Raw genomic sequence first — 14,461 nt, 5'->3', positions numbered from 1 at the left:
CGAAGCGTTGGGGCGACGGCCGGGCCGTCGCCCCTGGCGTCGGTCATCTCGTCAGGCGGGCTACGCACGCCCCGTCGCGGAGTGCTGCCGGTGGGCCCAGGTGTCGCGCACGCCGAGCAGGACGTCGATGCGGTTGGTCGTGATCGAGTCGACGCCGGCGTCCAGCAGCCGGCGCATGGAACGCCGGGTGTCCGGGGTCCAGACGGACAGCAGACAGCCGTCGCGATGGACGCGCTCGGCGATCGCGCGGCCGACCAGCCCGAAGCGGTAGTTCAGCCAGCGCGGGCGGACCGCGTCCAGCAGCCCGCGCCGGGGCGGCGCCAGCGTCGTCCAGGTCAGCGCGATCTCGGCGGCCGGGTCGGCGGCGCGCACCGCGAGCATGGCGGGGGCCCCCGCGCAGTAGTACACGCGGTCCTGTGCGTCGCACGCGCGGACGACGTCCACCACCCGGCGCGCCGCCCGCACATCCGGCGTGCCCGGCAGATCGAGCATCACCCGGCTCCCGTCGCACGCCGCCAGCGCCTCCTCGAGCGTCGGCACCCCGCCCGCCGTCAGCCCCCGCACCTCGGCCGCCGACAGCGCGAGCAGCGGCCGGTCCTGCTCCCACAGCCGCTTCAGCGTCTCGTCGTGCAGCAGCACCGGTACGCCGTCCCTGGTGAGCCGTACGTCGATCTCCACCGCGTCCGCGCCCAGTTCGAGCGCGGAGCGCAGCGAGTCGAGCGTGTTCTCGCGGACGCGGTAGGGGTCGCCGCGGTGGGCGACGGCGGTCACGTTCTGCATGGGGCCCATCCGGTCGGTCAGGAGGCGAGCCAGTCGGCGGTGTAGGTGTCGATCTCGGCCGCGATCCGCGCCTTGCCGGGTTCGTCGAGGAAGGACGCGTGCACCGCGTTCTTGGCGAGGTCGGCGAGGCCCCGCTCGTCGAGGTCGAGCAGACGGGCGGCGACCGCGTACTCGTTGTCGAGGTCGGTGCCGAACATCGGCGGATCGTCGGAGTTGACGGTGACGAGGACCCCGGCGTCGACGAACTGCTTGATCGGGTGCTCCTCGATCACGCGGACCGCGCGCGTGGCGATGTTGGAGGTGGGGCACACCTCCAGCGGGATCCGGTGCTCGGCGAGGTGCGCGAGCAGTTCGGGGTCCCGCGCCGAACTGGTGCCGTGCCCGATGCGCTCCGCCCGCAGGTGGGTGAGCGCGTCCCAGACCGTCTCCGGTCCGGTGGTCTCCCCGGCGTGCGGCACGGAGTGCAGGCCGGCCGCGATCGCGCGGTCGAAGTACGGCTTGAACTGCGGCCTCGGCACGCCGATCTCGGGTCCGCCGAGCCCGAAGGACACCAGTCCCTCCGGGCGCACCCGGTCGTCGGTGGCGAGCCGCGTGGTCTCCTCGGCGGCCTCCAGCCCTGCCTCGCCGGGGATGTCGAAGCACCAGCGCAGGACCGTCCCGAACTCGGCCTCGGCCGCCTTGCGCGCGTCCTCTATCGCCGACATGAACGCGTTCGCCTCGATGCCCCGGCGGGTGGAGGAGAACGGCGTGATGGTCAGCTCGGCGTAACGCACTTGCTGGCGGGCCAGGTCGCGGGCCACCTCGTAGGTCAGCAGCCGTACGTCCTCCGGGGTGCGGATCAGGTCGACGACGGACAGATACACCTCGATGAAGTGGGCGAAGTCCGTGAAGGTGAAGTAGTCGACCAGGGCCTCGGGGTCGGTGGGGACCTTGGAGTCGGGGTGCCGGGCGGCCAGTTCGGCGACGATGCGGGGGGAGGCGGAGCCGACGTGGTGGACGTGCAGTTCGGCCTTGGGCAGCCCGGCGATGAAGGCCTTCAGGTCGCGCGGGGCGTGTGGGTCGACGAGACGTTCGGTCAAGGTTCCTCCCCGGAACGGCGTCCGCGGCCGGGTAGCCGGCGGTGCGGCGCGGGTGATCGGCTGATCGGTGACTCGGGATCATCGTAGGCCGGGACGGCGCCGCCCGAGCCGGGGCCTTAGCATGACGGCAGGTACGAAAGAGGGGGTCCCGGGCATGTCCGACGACGAACGGACACCACGAGCGCCGGACGGTTCGCAGGTGCCGGGGGGTCCGGCCGCGCCGCAGGGCGGGGGCGCGGAGGGGACGAGGACCTCGTTGGACAAACAGCCGCAGAGCTCGCCGGGTGACGCGATGCCGGGTGAACCGGAGGCCCCGGCCGAGGTGGACCCGTGGGCGCCTCCGAGCGCGAGCGGGCACGCGCCGTCCTCCGCTCCGGCCACGCCCCCGCATCCCGCCGGCCCCGGCTACACCATCGCCTCGCAGGAGCCGCCGGTCTCGCCCGTCTCGCCGGCCTGGTCCGCGCCGTCCGTGCACGATCAGCAGACGGTCACGTCCCTGCCGTCATCGGGCGTACCGTCGCCCGAGCCACGGGATGCCGTGCCGCCGGCCTCGCCCTGGACGCAGCCGTCGGCCAACCCCTTCGCGCCTCCGGTGGCGCCCGGTCCCTACGCCGGTCCCGGTGAGCCCGTACCTCCGCCGCCGATCGGCCCCGAGGGGCCGGGGCACGTCCCCTACGGCTATCCCGGCGGGCACGGCTACCCGGCCGCCCAGGGCGCGGGCGGTTACTACGGCTGGCCCGGTGTGCAGCCCATGCCGAGCAACGGGATGGGTACGGCAGGACTGGTGCTCGGGATCATCTCCGCGGTGATCTTCTGCCTGTGGCCGGTGGCGATCGTCGTGGGCGTGCTGGCCCTGATCTTCGGCGCGATCGGGCGGGGCAAGGCGCGACGCGGCGAGGCGACCAATCCGGGGCAGGCCCTGGCCGGGATCATCTGCGGGGCGGCCGGGGTGGTCCTGGCACTGGGGATGCTGGCGCTGGTGATCGGGACGACGTTGTAGGTCGGTCGGATGCGCAGTTCCGTCGGGGTTCCCCGCGCGCACCCGCACCCTTCCCTTGGCTGAAGAAGCGCTGCCTCTCCCGCCGGAGCGTCCCGCGCGTCGCCTGCGCAGACGGAGCGTCTCGTGCTCGAAGGCGCCGCGCCCCTTGTGCCGGAGGGTTCCGTGTCCGTAGGTGGTCTGGCCTCTGTGCCTGAGCCGTCCGTGCTGGAAAGCCCGCTGCCCCTCCGGTTGGAGCGTCCTGCTCTCGAAAGCGCGTCGCCTGCGCAGACGGAGCGTTCCGTGCCCGAAAGCGCGGCGCCCGCGCAGACGGAGGATCCCGTGCCCGAAAGCTCCCGTCCCCTCAGGCGGAGCCTTCCGCATCCTGCCCCCGCAACCGCTCCCGCGCCTCCATCAACGCGAACCCCAGCAGGTTCGGCCCCCGCCACCGCTCAGGGTTCGCCGCACCCTCGTCGCGTGCGGTCAGGCCGATCCCCCAGACCCGGTCCACCGGGCTCGCCTCCACCAGCACCCGGTCCCCGGTGCCGAGCAGAAAGCCGCGCAGGTCCGGATGCGCGGCGAACTTGTGGACGGAGCCCTCGACGACGATCCGGAAGCGTTCGCGCGCCCAGACCGTCTCGTCGAAGTCCCGCACGAGCCGCCCGGCCTTCTTCGCCTCCGACGGGTGCCCGGCCGCCAGCACCAGCCGCTCCGCCTCCGCGTCGCCGAACAGCCGGGCCTTCCCGGCCATCATCCAGTGCTCGGCCGTCGCGTAGGCCACGCCGTCCACCGTGAACGGCGACGGCCACCACTGGCTCAGACAGCTCGCGCCCACCCGGCCGTCCGGCAGCGGCCGGTGCCCCCAGAAGTGCAGATACCTGACTCTCGTCCCCGCACGGACCTCCTGGACCAGGACGTCCCAAGAATCGATCTTGACCATGCCTCCGAGCATGGCACGCACCACCGACAATCCGTCCTGCGTTTTTCCGGCCCACTCGACACCTGGTCGACAGATTCCGTTGCGTAACCAAAAGGCAACAACGGAATCACTTGTTGGTGCCGTCCCTCTCTGTCAGGATCGGCACTCAAATCGAGCCTGAGCCACGCCGGCCCCACCCTCGGGGACACGGAGGAGAGCGACATGCAGAACCCGGGCACCGCCACCCCGGAACGATTCCCGGCCCAGGACCGCTTCGCGGAGGGCGCGCAGTACATCGCGGGCCGACCGGCGAAGGGGACCTCGGGGCGTACGCACGCCGTCGTCGACCCTGCCACAGGCGAGGAGGTCTATACGTACGACCTGGCCGGTACCGATGATGTGGACGCCGCCGTCGCGGCGGCACGCGAGGCGTTTCCCGGCTGGGCCGGGGCCACGCCGGGCGAGCGTTCCGACGCGCTGCACCGCTTCGCCGCCGTCCTCGCCGAGCGGGCCGAGGACTTCGCCCGCGCCGAGTCCCTCCAGTGCGGGAAGCCGCTGAAGCTGACCCGTGAGTTCGATGTACCGGGGACCGTCGACAACACGTCGTTCTTCGCCGGTGCCGCCCGGCACCTTCAGGGGCAGTCCGCGGGGGAGTACTCCGGCGACCACACCTCGTACGTGCGCCGGGAGCCCATCGGTGTCGTCGGGTCCATCGCGCCCTGGAACTACCCCCTGCAGATGGCCGCCTGGAAGGTCCTCCCGGCGATCGCCGCGGGCAACACCATCGTGCTCAAGCCCGCCGAGCTCACCCCGTTGACGTCGCTCCTGTTCGCCCAGGCCGCAACCGACGCGGGGATCCCGGACGGGGTCGTCAACATCGTCACCGGGACCGGGCGGGAGGCCGGTGAGCGTCTCGTCGGGCATCCCGACGTGGCCATGACCTCCTTCACCGGGTCCACCGCGGTCGGCAAGCGCGTCGCCGAGATCGCCACCGCCACCGTGAAGCGGATCCATCTGGAGCTGGGCGGCAAGGCGCCCTTCCTCGTCTTCGACGACGCGGACCTCGAAGCCGCCGTCCACGGCGCCGTCGCGGGCTCCCTCATCAACACCGGGCAGGACTGTACGGCCGCCACGCGCGTGTATGTGCAGCGACCGCTGTACGAGGAGTTCGTCGAGCGGACCGCCGCCGTCATGGAGAGCGTCCGGCTCGGCGATCCGTTCGCCCCGGGGACCGACCTCGGGCCGCTGATCTCCCACGCCCAGCGGGACCGGGTCGCCGCCTTCGTCGAGCGTGCGCGTGCCTACGCGCGCGTGGTGACCGGTGGCGAGGCTCCCCAGGGCGAGTTGAAGAACGGCGCCTACTACCGGCCCACCCTGATCGCCGACGCCGCCCAGGACACCGAGATCGTCCAGTCCGAGATCTTCGGTCCGGTGCTGGTCGTCGTGCCGTTCGACAGTGATGATGAGGGGATCCGGCTGGCCAACGACACCCCGTACGGCCTCGCCGCCTCCGCCTGGAGCCGTGACGTCTACCGGGCGAACCGCGCCACCCGCGAGATCAAGGCGGGCTGTGTGTGGGTCAACGACCACATCCCGATCATCAGCGAGATGCCGCACGGCGGCTACAAGGCGTCCGGCTTCGGCAAGGACATGTCCGCGTACTCCTTCGAGGAGTACACCCAGATCAAGCACGTCATGTTCGACAACACGGCGGTGGCCAGGAAGGACTGGCACCGCACCGTCTTCGGGGACCGATAGCCAGATCAGACGGGAGCAGCCGGCCGCCCGACCCGCGGCCGGCCTCCCCTTCCTTCCGATCTCTCCGGAAAGGGCACCACGCGCATGGAGCAGTACGAGCCCGACCGCCTCTCCCCGGCCCAAGTGGCCGCCATGCGGCGCAGCCTGAGCAACGGCCGGGCCGCCATGACCCGCCGTTCGCTGCTGCGCGCCTCCACGGGCGGCGCGCTCGCGCTGGGCGGGCTGGGAACACTCAGCGCCTGCGGGATCCCCGCGGCCGGCAAGACCGAGGGCGGTACGTCCTCCGAGGACCACTCGGCGAAGGAGAAGCAGGTCAACTTCTCCAACTGGACCGAGTACCTGGACGTCGACGACAGCGGCAAGCGTCATCCCACGCTGGAGCAGTTCAGGCAGCGGACCGGCATCACGGTCAAGTACACCGAGGACATCAACGACAACAACGAGTTCTTCGGGAAGATCAAGCCGCAGCTGGCGGCGGGACAGGACACCGGGCGCGACATCATCGTCCTCACGGACTGGCTGGCCGCCCGCCTGATACGCCTCGGCTGGGTCCAGAAACTGGACCCGTCCCATCTGCCGCACGCCTTCGCCAATCTGTCGCAGCAGTTCCGCAACCCCGACTGGGACCCGGGACGGGCCTACTCCTACCCCTGGCAGGGCATCTCGACCGTCATCGCCTACAACAAGAAGGCGCTCGACGGCGTCGAGGTGAAGTCGCTCTCCGACCTGCTGGACAACCCCAAGCTCAAGGGCCGCGTCGGGCTGCTCACCGAGATGCGCGACACCATCGGCATGACGCTGCTCGACATGGACAAGGACCCCGCCAGGTTCACGGACGACGACTACGACGCGGCGGTCGCCCGGCTCCAGAAGGCCGTCGACAGCAAGCAGATCCGCCGCTTCACCGGCAACGACTACACCTCCGACCTCAGCAACGGCGACTTCGCGGCCTGCCTCGCCTGGGCCGGTGACGTGGTCCAGCTCAAGGCCGACAGCCCGGACATCGACTTCCTGATCCCGGACAGCGGCTACATGACCTCCAGCGACAACATGCTGATCCCCAACAAGGCCCGTCACAAGACGAACGCCGAGCGGCTCATCGACTTCTACTACGAGCCGAAGCCCGCCGCGGAGCTCGCCGCCTACATCAACTTCGTCTGCCCCGTGGACGGCGTGAAGGAAGAGCTCGCGAAGATCGACGAGGACGCGGCGAACAACCCGCTGATCCTCCCCGACAAGGCCATGCAGGCCGCGTCCCATGCCTTCCGCTCACTGAGCTCGAAGGAAGAGACGGCCTACGAAGAGAAGTTCGCGAAGCTCACAGGGGCGTGACCACCATGAAGAACGACACCGGCGGCGACGTCCGCCTCTCCGGCATAGCCAAGACCTACGGCTCCTTCACCGCCGTGCACCCGCTCGACCTGACCGTGCCCCAAGGCTCGTTCTTCGCCCTGCTCGGTGCCTCCGGCTGCGGGAAGACCACCACCCTGCGCATGATCGCCGGCCTGGAGGAACCTTCCTCCGGCACCGTCCACCTCGGCGAGCAGGACGTGACCGCACTCCCGCCGTACAAGCGGCCGGTGAACACGGTCTTCCAGTCCTACGCCCTCTTCCCGCACCTCGACATCTTCGAGAACGTCGCCTTCGGTCTGCGCCGGCGCGGCATCAAGTCGGTGAAGAAGCAGGTCGAGGAGATGCTCGACCTGGTCCAGCTCGGTGAACAGGCCCGCAAGAAGCCGCACCAGCTGTCGGGTGGCCAGCAGCAGCGCGTCGCCGTGGCCCGCGCGCTGATCAACCACCCCAAGGTGCTGCTCCTCGACGAGCCCCTCGGCGCCCTCGACCTCAAGCTGCGCCGCCAGATGCAGCTTGAGCTCAAGCGCATCCAGACCGAGGTCGGCATCACCTTCGTCCATGTCACGCACGACCAGGAGGAGGCCATGACGATGGCCGACACGGTCGCCGTGATGAACGCGGGCCGCGTCGAGCAGCTCGGCTCGCCGACCGACCTGTACGAGAACCCGCGCACCACCTTCGTCGCCAACTTCCTCGGCACCTCCAACTTCATCGAGGCCGAGGTCGACTCCAGGAGCGGCGACGACATCGTGCTGGGGGCGGGCGGCGGCAAGCTGGTCCTGCCCGAGGCCCGATGTTCCGCGCCCACGACGACCGGCGGCAAGGTGCTGGTCGGCGTACGCCCGGAGAAGATCTCCCTCGCCCACGCCGACGACGCGGGCGGGATACCGGAGGGCCGCAACCGCATCACCGGCAAGATAGCGGCCACCTCGTTCATCGGCGTCTCCACGCAGTACGTCGTCGACAGCGCCGTCTGCCCGGACTTCGAGGTCTACGTCCAGAACGTCGAGCGCGACACCCGCCTGGTGCCCGGCGCCGAGGTGGTCCTGCACTGGAGCCCCGCCCACACCTTCGGGCTCGACGCCGCCCAAGACATCGACGCCGGCGTCGACGAAGGGGTGGCCTCCTGATGGCGACCCTCACCGAGGCGCCCCCGCCTCTCAGCCCGGCCGCGCCGGAGAAGAAGCCGCCCCGCAGGCGCGGCCGGCTGGTGCCGTACTGGCTGCTGCTGCCCGGCATCCTCTGGCTGGTCGTCTTCTTCGCGCTGCCGATGATCTACCAGGCCTCCACGTCCGTGCAGACGGGCTCGCTGGAGGAGGGCTACAAGGTCACCTGGCACTTCGCGACCTACTGGGACGCCCTGTCGGAGTACTACCCGCAGTTCCTGCGCTCGGTGCTCTACGCCGGCTCGGCGACGATCCTGTGCCTGGTCCTCGGCTACCCGCTCGCCTACCTCATCGCCTTCCGCGCGGGCCGCTGGAAGAACCTGGTCATGATCCTGGTGATCGCGCCGTTCTTCACCAGCTTCCTGATCCGCACCCTCGCCTGGAAGACGATCCTCGCGGACGGCGGCCCGGTCGTCGGCGCCCTCAACTCGCTGCACGTCCTGGACGTCACCAGCTGGCTCGGCATGACCCAGGGCGACCGGGTCCTGGCCACACCGCTCGCCGTGGTGTGCGGTCTGACGTACAACTTCCTGCCGTTCATGGTCCTGCCGCTCTACACCTCGTTGGAGCGCATCGACCCACGGCTGCACGAGGCGGCGGGCGACCTGTACGCCAAGCCCAGCACCGTCTTCAGGAAGGTCACCTTCCCGCTGTCGATGCCCGGCGTCGTCTCCGGCACGCTGCTGACCTTCATCCCGGCGGCCGGCGACTACGTCAACGCCGATCTGCTCGGCTCCACCGACACCCGTATGGTCGGCAACGTCATCCAGACCCAGTTCCTGCGGATTCTGGACTATCCGACCGCCGCCGCTCTGTCCTTCATTCTCATGGCCGCCATCCTCGTCATGGTGACGCTCTACATCCGCAGGTCCGGCACGGAGGATCTGGTTTAAATGACCGTCGTCAACTGGCTCAAGCGCAATCTCGTCGTCATCGCGGGACTGCTGACGCTCGCTTATCTTCTGCTGCCCAATGTCGTGGTGACGGTCTTCTCCTTCAATCAGCCGAAGGGGCGCTTCAACTACGAATGGCAGGAGTTCTCCACGGCCGCCTGGCAGGATCCGTGCGGAGTCTCCGGCATGTGCGGATCGCTGTCGGTCAGCCTTCAGATCGCGTTCTGGGCGACCGTCGGCGCCACCCTCCTCGGCACGATGATCGCCTTCGCCCTGGTCCGCTACCGGTTCCGCGCGCGGGGCGCCATCAACTCGCTGATCTTCCTGCCGATGGCGATGCCCGAGGTCGTCATGGCGGCCTCGCTGCTCACCCTGTTCCTCAACATGGGCGCCCAGCTCGGCTTCTGGACCATCCTCATCGCCCACATCATGTTCTGCCTGAGCTTCGTCGTCACGGCGGTCAAGGCACGCGTGATGTCCATGGACCCGAGGCTGGAGCAGGCCGCCCAGGACCTCTACGCCGGCCCCGTCCAGACCTTCGTCAGGGTCACCCTGCCGATCGCCGCGCCGGGTATCGCGGCGGGCGCGATGCTCGCCTTCGCGCTCTCCTTCGACGATTTCATCATCACCAATTTCAACGCGGGCTCCACCGTCACCTTCCCGATGTTCGTCTGGGGATCGGCGCAGCGCGGAACCCCCGTTCAGATCAATGTCATCGGTACGGCCATGTTCGTCGTCGCCGTACTGTTCGTCCTGGCCTCCATGGCCATCGGAAACCGCCGTAAGAAGCAAAAGGCATAAGCCCCTGTAGGGAGTTGAAATCATGGCCCCGAGCGCCATGAGTTCCGGCAGTAAATGGACGAAGGCCCTCTCTGAAGCCCAGCCGGTCCCGTACTGGCTGGACGACCCCGGCAGGCCCCGCCCCGAACCCGCCCTCACCACCGCCGAGACCTGCGATCTGCTGGTCGTCGGCGGCGGGTACAGCGGACTGTGGACCGCGCTTCTCGCCAAGGAGCGCGACCCGCAGCGGGACGTGGTCCTGCTCGAAGGCCGCGAGGTGGGCTGGGCCGCCTCCGGCCGCAACGGCGGCTTCTGCGCCGCCTCCCTCACCCACGGCCTGCCCAACGGGCTGACCCGCTGGCCGGACGAGATCCACAAACTGGAGGAGCTGGGCGCCCGGAACCTCGACGAGATCGAGAGCGCGGTCGCCCGCTACTCCCTGGACTGCGAGTTCGAACGCACCGGCGAGATCGACGTAGCCACCGAGACTTACCAGGCGAGGGAACTGCGCGACTGGTACGAGGAACTGCGGGAAAAGGGCCTCGCCGACGGCGTCGAGTTCCTGGACGCCGAGGAGGTGCGCGCCCAGGTCGACTCCCCGACCTTCCAGGCCGGCCTCTACGACCGCCGGGGCGTGGCCATGCTCAACCCGGCCAAGCTGGTGTGGGGCCTGAAGCGGGCCTGCATGGACCTCGGCGTCCGCGTGTACGAGCACACCCCCGCCCTCACGCTGAAGCCGTACGGTGCCGGCATGGCGGTGAGCACGCCCTACGGCCGGGTGCGCGCCCGCCAGGTCGCCCTCGGCACCAACATCTTCCCCAACCTGGTCAGGCGGGTACGCGCCTACACCGTGCCGGTCTACGACTACGCCCTGATGACCGAGCCGCTCACCGAGGAGCAGCTCACGTCGATCGGCTGGAAGAACCGCCAGGGCCTAGGCGACTCGGCGAACCAGTTCCACTACTTCCGGCTGTCCGCCGACAACCGGATCCTGTGGGGCGGCTACGACGCGATCTACCCGTATGGCGGCCGGGTGCGCGCCGAGTACGACGACCGTCCGGAGACGTACGCCAAGCTCGCCGGGCACTTCTTCACCTGCTTCCCGCAGCTGGAAGGCATCGACTTCACGCACGCCTGGGGCGGCGCCATCGACACCTGCTCCCGCTTCTCGGCGTTCTTCGGCACCGCCCACCAGGGCAAGGTGGCGTACGCGGCGGGCTACACGGGCCTCGGCGTCGGCGCCACCCGGTTCGGCGCGGACGTGATGCTGGACCTGCTGGCGGGGGAGCGCACCGAGCGCACCGAGCTCGAGATGGTGCGCAAGAAGCCGCTGCCCTTCCCGCCGGAACCCTTCGCCTGGACCGGTATCGCCCTCACCAAGTGGTCGCTGGCCCGCGCGGACGCGCACGGCGGGCGCCGCAACCTCTGGCTGAGGACGATGGACCGGCTGGGCCTCGGCTTCGACAGCTGATGTGACTGGGCTCACTTCGAATTGGGCGGGGAAACCCGCGTAATGCCGCCAGGTGACCTCTCTCTCCCTCGTGATGCGACCGGCGTCCACGACAGAAAGGGAGGTCACCGTCATGACAGGGGTGAAGGCGGCGGTGGAGTGGCTGACATCCGTCGCTCCGAATCCCGAGGCCTGCCGCTGGGAGTGGGAGCGCAACCCGCACGGGGTCGCCCTGCTGCCGGCCGGCAAGGCCTGGGACGTGCTCATCCTGCCGGCCGAGCTCGGCTATCCCACGCTCGACGTCCTCACCCGCGTCCTCGACCGACCAGGCCCCGTCCTGGTCGACTTCGGCGACTCACGCATGGGCTTCTTCGTGCCGCCCGGCACGGCCGCGCGCTGGCTGGGCACCGGCATCCGCACCGCGGGCGCGGGCACCTGGATCGTCGTTCCCTACCCGGGCCGCGCCACCGGGGGCGTGCGCTGGCTGGTCCCGCCGGACGGCGGCGGCACCCTCACTGACCCGGCGCTCCTCGAACTGGCCATGCACGAGGCGGCGGCGGGACTGGCGACGGAAGGGGAGGGGTAGCCTGCGGGAACTCTTGACAAGCGGATTGGTCTGGACCAAGTTGTGGGCGGCGCCACCCTCCAATTCCCCCATGCCCGGAGGCCCTTGTGGATCGCTCCAGACCGCTCGCCTTCCTCATCGCCGCGGCACTGACCCTGTCCGGCGTCACCGCGCTCTCCTCGGCCGCCCGTGCGGCCGACGCGGACCTCGCCCGCAACGGCGGTTTCGAGTCCGGCCTCGACGGCTGGACCTGCACCGCCGGTACGACCGTGAACTCGCCGGTGCGCAGCGGGAGTTCCGCGCTCCGGGCGACCCCCTCGGGCGCTGACAACGCCCGGTGCGCGCAGACGGTGACCGTGAAACCCGACGCGCAGTACACCCTGTCGGGATACGTCCGCGGCTCCTACGTCCACCTCGGCGCGAGCGGCACCGGCACCACCGACGTCTCCGCCTGGGCCCAGTCGGCGCCCACCTGGCAGCAGCTCACGACGACCTTCCGCACCGGCCCCACCACCACCCGCGTCACCCTCTACACCCACGGCTGGTACGGCACCGGCGCCTACCACGCCGACGACATCTCCCTGGTCGGACCGGGCTCGGACGCGACCCAGCCGCCCGCGCCGCCCACCGGCCTGAAGACCGGAGCCGTCACCTCCTCCAGCGTCGCCCTGTCCTGGACGGCGGTCACCGGCGCGACGGGCTACGCCGTCTACCGCGACGGCGTCAAGGTCCGGACGGTGAGCGGCACTTCGGCCACCGTCGGCGCGCTCTCGCCCTCAACGGCGTACAGCTTCCAGGTCGCCGCGGTGAACGAGGCGGGCGAGTCGGCGCGGTCGGCCACGGTGACCGCCACGACGACCGCCCGGCCGGGCGGCGGGGGCACCGACCTCCCGGCCCACGCCCTGGTCGGCTACCTCCACGCGAGCTTCGCCAACGGCTCCGGCTACACCCGGATGGCCGACGTGCCCGACAGCTGGGACGTCATCGACCTGGCCTTCGGCGAGCCCACCTCGGTCACCTCGGGCGACATCCGCTTCGAGCGCTGTCCCGTCAGCGAGTGCCCGAACGTCGAGAGCGACGCCGACTTCAAGGCGGCGATCAGGGCCAAGCAGGCGGCCGGCAAGAAGGTGCTGATCTCCATCGGCGGCCAGAACGGCCAGGTGCAGCTGACGACGACGGCCGCGCGGGACACCTTCGTGTCCTCCGTCTCCAAGATCATCGACGAGTACGGCCTGGACGGCCTCGACATCGACTTCGAAGGCCACTCGCTCTCCCTGAACGCCGACGACACGGACTTCAAGAACCCCAAGACGCCGGTCGTCGTCAACCTCATCTCGGCGCTGAAGACCCTGAAGGCCCGGTACGGCGACGACTTCGTGCTCACCATGGCCCCGGAGACCTTCTTCGTCCAGCTCGGCTACCAGTACTACGGCACCGGCAAGTGGGGCGGCCAGGACCCGAGGTCGGGCGCGTACCTCCCGGTCATCCACGCCCTGCGCGACGACCTGACGCTCCTGCACGTCCAGGACTACAACTCGGGCCCGATCATGGGCCTGGACAACCAGTACCACTCGATGGGCGGCGCCGACTTCCACATCGCCATGACCGACATGCTGCTCACCGGCTTCACGGTCGCGGGCGACGCGAACAACGTCTTCCCGCCGCTGCGCCCGGACCAGGTGGCGATCGGCATGCCCGCCTCCACCAACGCGGGCAACGGACATGTCCCCCCGGCCGAGGTCACCAAGACCCTGGACTGTCTGACGAAGAAGACCAACTGCGGCTCGTACCGGACCCACGGCACCTGGCCGGCCCTGCGCGGCCTGATGACCTGGTCGATCAACTGGGACCGCTACTCGAACTGGGAGTTCCAGCGGACGTTCGACGGCTACTTCGGCTGAGGAGCAGCCACAGCAGCGTGAGCAGCATCGTGCCGAGGCACCAACTGGCCACGACGTCCAGTGGCCAGTGGTAGCCGCGCCGGACCAGCCCGAAACCGACGCCGAGGTTGAGGGTGGCGCAGACGGCGAGCAGCACGCGGCGGGCGGGGGCGGACTTCAGCCAAGGGAGGAGCAGCAGGGTCGCGGCCCCGTAGGCGATGGCGGCCGTGGCCGTGTGGCCGGACGGGTAGTAGCCGGTGGCGGGCGGCACGACGGGGGTGCCGGGGCGGTCGGTCAGCAGCTTGAGGGGCACCACCAGCGCCGGGACCAGCGCCATGAGCAGTGTCGCGGAGGCGGCCGGCAGCCACCAGTGGTGTGCACCAATGCGTCGATGGCGCCAGGCGGCGTACACCAGCGCCGCGGCGAGGACCGGCACGGCCACCGGCACATTGCCGAGATCGGCGAGGAGTTCGGAGAGGCGGTCCGGGTGGACCAGGGCCCGGCTGACCGTCGCGTCGACGTCCAGCAGCGGGCCCTCGGTCACGACCTGCCAGGTGATGAGCGTGAAGAGCAGGGCGGGAAGCCCGAGAAGGAGAAAGAGGGAGGTCGGCCGCCCCGGAACAGGGGGGGTGGTTCCGAGGCGGCCGTCCGGATCGGATGGCCGCGCGCCCCGGGGGGTTTGGGGCGGGCGACTGTCCGATCGGTGAGGAGATCCGGAGCCGGAAGCGCCGGTTGTGTGCGCGAGGGCACGACCAGGTCGAAGCTGGGGAGGCCTCGCCCCGATGTCACCCAGAGTCCCCTCTGGGCGGGGTGTATCTCTCATCTGCTTAGAACCTACGACAGGGGGAGGGGGTTAGACAGG

At 70.1% G+C, this 14,461-nt stretch carries 13 protein-coding genes; 9 read left to right on the top strand and 4 right to left on the bottom strand.

All coding sequences use genetic code 11. The features are described 5' to 3' along the window. Positions 1 to 60 precede the first annotated feature (60 nt). Together ACHBTE_RS18240 and ACHBTE_RS18235 are read right to left on the bottom strand one after the other, a co-directional pair. Positions 61 to 780, bottom strand: coding sequence for a glycerophosphodiester phosphodiesterase (locus ACHBTE_RS18240; RefSeq protein WP_394724964.1), 720 nt, complete (start codon positions 778 to 780; stop codon positions 61 to 63). Positions 781 to 797: 17 nt separating this feature from the next. After that, positions 798 to 1,859 (bottom strand): adenosine deaminase, encoded by a 1,062-nt coding sequence (locus ACHBTE_RS18235; protein ID WP_394724963.1) that lies wholly within the window; start codon positions 1,857 to 1,859, stop codon positions 798 to 800. A 154-nt stretch (positions 1,860 to 2,013) separates the two neighbouring features. Here ACHBTE_RS18235 and ACHBTE_RS18230 point away from each other — a divergent pair, with 154 nt between their 5' ends. Then, the gene (locus ACHBTE_RS18230; RefSeq protein WP_394724962.1) at positions 2,014 to 2,859 is read left to right on the top strand and encodes a DUF4190 domain-containing protein; all 846 of its coding nucleotides are present in this window, start codon (positions 2,014 to 2,016) and stop codon (positions 2,857 to 2,859) included. Between the two features lie 340 nt (positions 2,860 to 3,199). Here ACHBTE_RS18230 and ACHBTE_RS18225 read toward each other — a convergent pair whose 3' ends face one another. Next, positions 3,200 to 3,775: an NADAR family protein gene (locus ACHBTE_RS18225; RefSeq protein ID WP_394724961.1), complete on the bottom strand. Its 576-nt coding sequence runs from the start codon at positions 3,773 to 3,775 to the stop codon at positions 3,200 to 3,202. Between the two features lie 201 nt (positions 3,776 to 3,976). On the opposite strand from ACHBTE_RS18225, the gene ACHBTE_RS18220 reads away from it, so the two are divergent. The 8 genes from ACHBTE_RS18220 (at position 3,977) to ACHBTE_RS18185 (ending at position 13,620) form a co-directional block, all read left to right on the top strand. Continuing rightward, positions 3,977 to 5,512: a gamma-aminobutyraldehyde dehydrogenase gene (locus ACHBTE_RS18220; protein WP_394724960.1), complete on the top strand. Its 1,536-nt coding sequence runs from the start codon at positions 3,977 to 3,979 to the stop codon at positions 5,510 to 5,512. An 84-nt stretch (positions 5,513 to 5,596) separates the two neighbouring features. Next, complete coding sequence (locus ACHBTE_RS18215; RefSeq protein ID WP_394724959.1) at positions 5,597 to 6,844, top strand: PotD/PotF family extracellular solute-binding protein; 1,248 nt, start codon at positions 5,597 to 5,599, stop codon at positions 6,842 to 6,844. A gap of 5 nt (positions 6,845 to 6,849) precedes the next feature. Beyond that, complete coding sequence (locus tag ACHBTE_RS18210; RefSeq protein WP_394725032.1) at positions 6,850 to 7,995, top strand: ABC transporter ATP-binding protein; 1,146 nt, start codon at positions 6,850 to 6,852, stop codon at positions 7,993 to 7,995. Further along, positions 7,995 to 8,924 carry an ABC transporter permease gene (locus tag ACHBTE_RS18205; RefSeq protein ID WP_394724958.1) on the top strand — a complete coding sequence of 310 codons (930 nt, stop codon included), beginning with the start codon at positions 7,995 to 7,997 and terminating at the stop codon, positions 8,922 to 8,924. The genes ACHBTE_RS18210 and ACHBTE_RS18205 overlap by 1 nt, the downstream gene beginning before the upstream one ends. After that, entirely contained in the window at positions 8,925 to 9,725 is an 801-nt protein-coding gene (locus ACHBTE_RS18200) for an ABC transporter permease (protein ID WP_394724957.1), read from the top strand. Positions 9,726 to 9,747: 22 nt separating this feature from the next. Continuing rightward, entirely contained in the window at positions 9,748 to 11,175 is a 1,428-nt protein-coding gene (locus ACHBTE_RS18195; protein WP_394724956.1) for an NAD(P)/FAD-dependent oxidoreductase, read from the top strand. A gap of 112 nt (positions 11,176 to 11,287) precedes the next feature. Next, positions 11,288 to 11,740 (top strand): hypothetical protein, encoded by a 453-nt coding sequence (locus ACHBTE_RS18190; protein WP_394724955.1) that lies wholly within the window; start codon positions 11,288 to 11,290, stop codon positions 11,738 to 11,740. Positions 11,741 to 11,826: 86 nt separating this feature from the next. Continuing rightward, positions 11,827 to 13,620, top strand: a complete 1,794-nt coding sequence (locus tag ACHBTE_RS18185; protein ID WP_394724954.1) for a chitinase — start codon at positions 11,827 to 11,829, stop codon at positions 13,618 to 13,620. Here ACHBTE_RS18185 and ACHBTE_RS18180 read toward each other — a convergent pair. Continuing rightward, positions 13,559 to 14,422 carry a phosphatase PAP2 family protein gene (locus ACHBTE_RS18180; protein ID WP_394724953.1) on the bottom strand — a complete coding sequence of 288 codons (864 nt, stop codon included), beginning with the start codon at positions 14,420 to 14,422 and terminating at the stop codon, positions 13,559 to 13,561. The two genes, ACHBTE_RS18185 and ACHBTE_RS18180, sit on opposite strands and share 62 nt — an antisense overlap. Positions 14,423 to 14,461: the final 39 nt, after the last annotated feature.

The organism is Streptomyces sp. M41 (assembly GCF_043673425.1).
In the GTDB taxonomy this organism is placed as follows: Bacteria; Actinomycetota; Actinomycetes; order Streptomycetales; family Streptomycetaceae; genus Streptomyces.
Note: the sequence above shows the minus strand (reverse complement) of the source record. Positions and strands in the feature narration are given on the sequence as shown.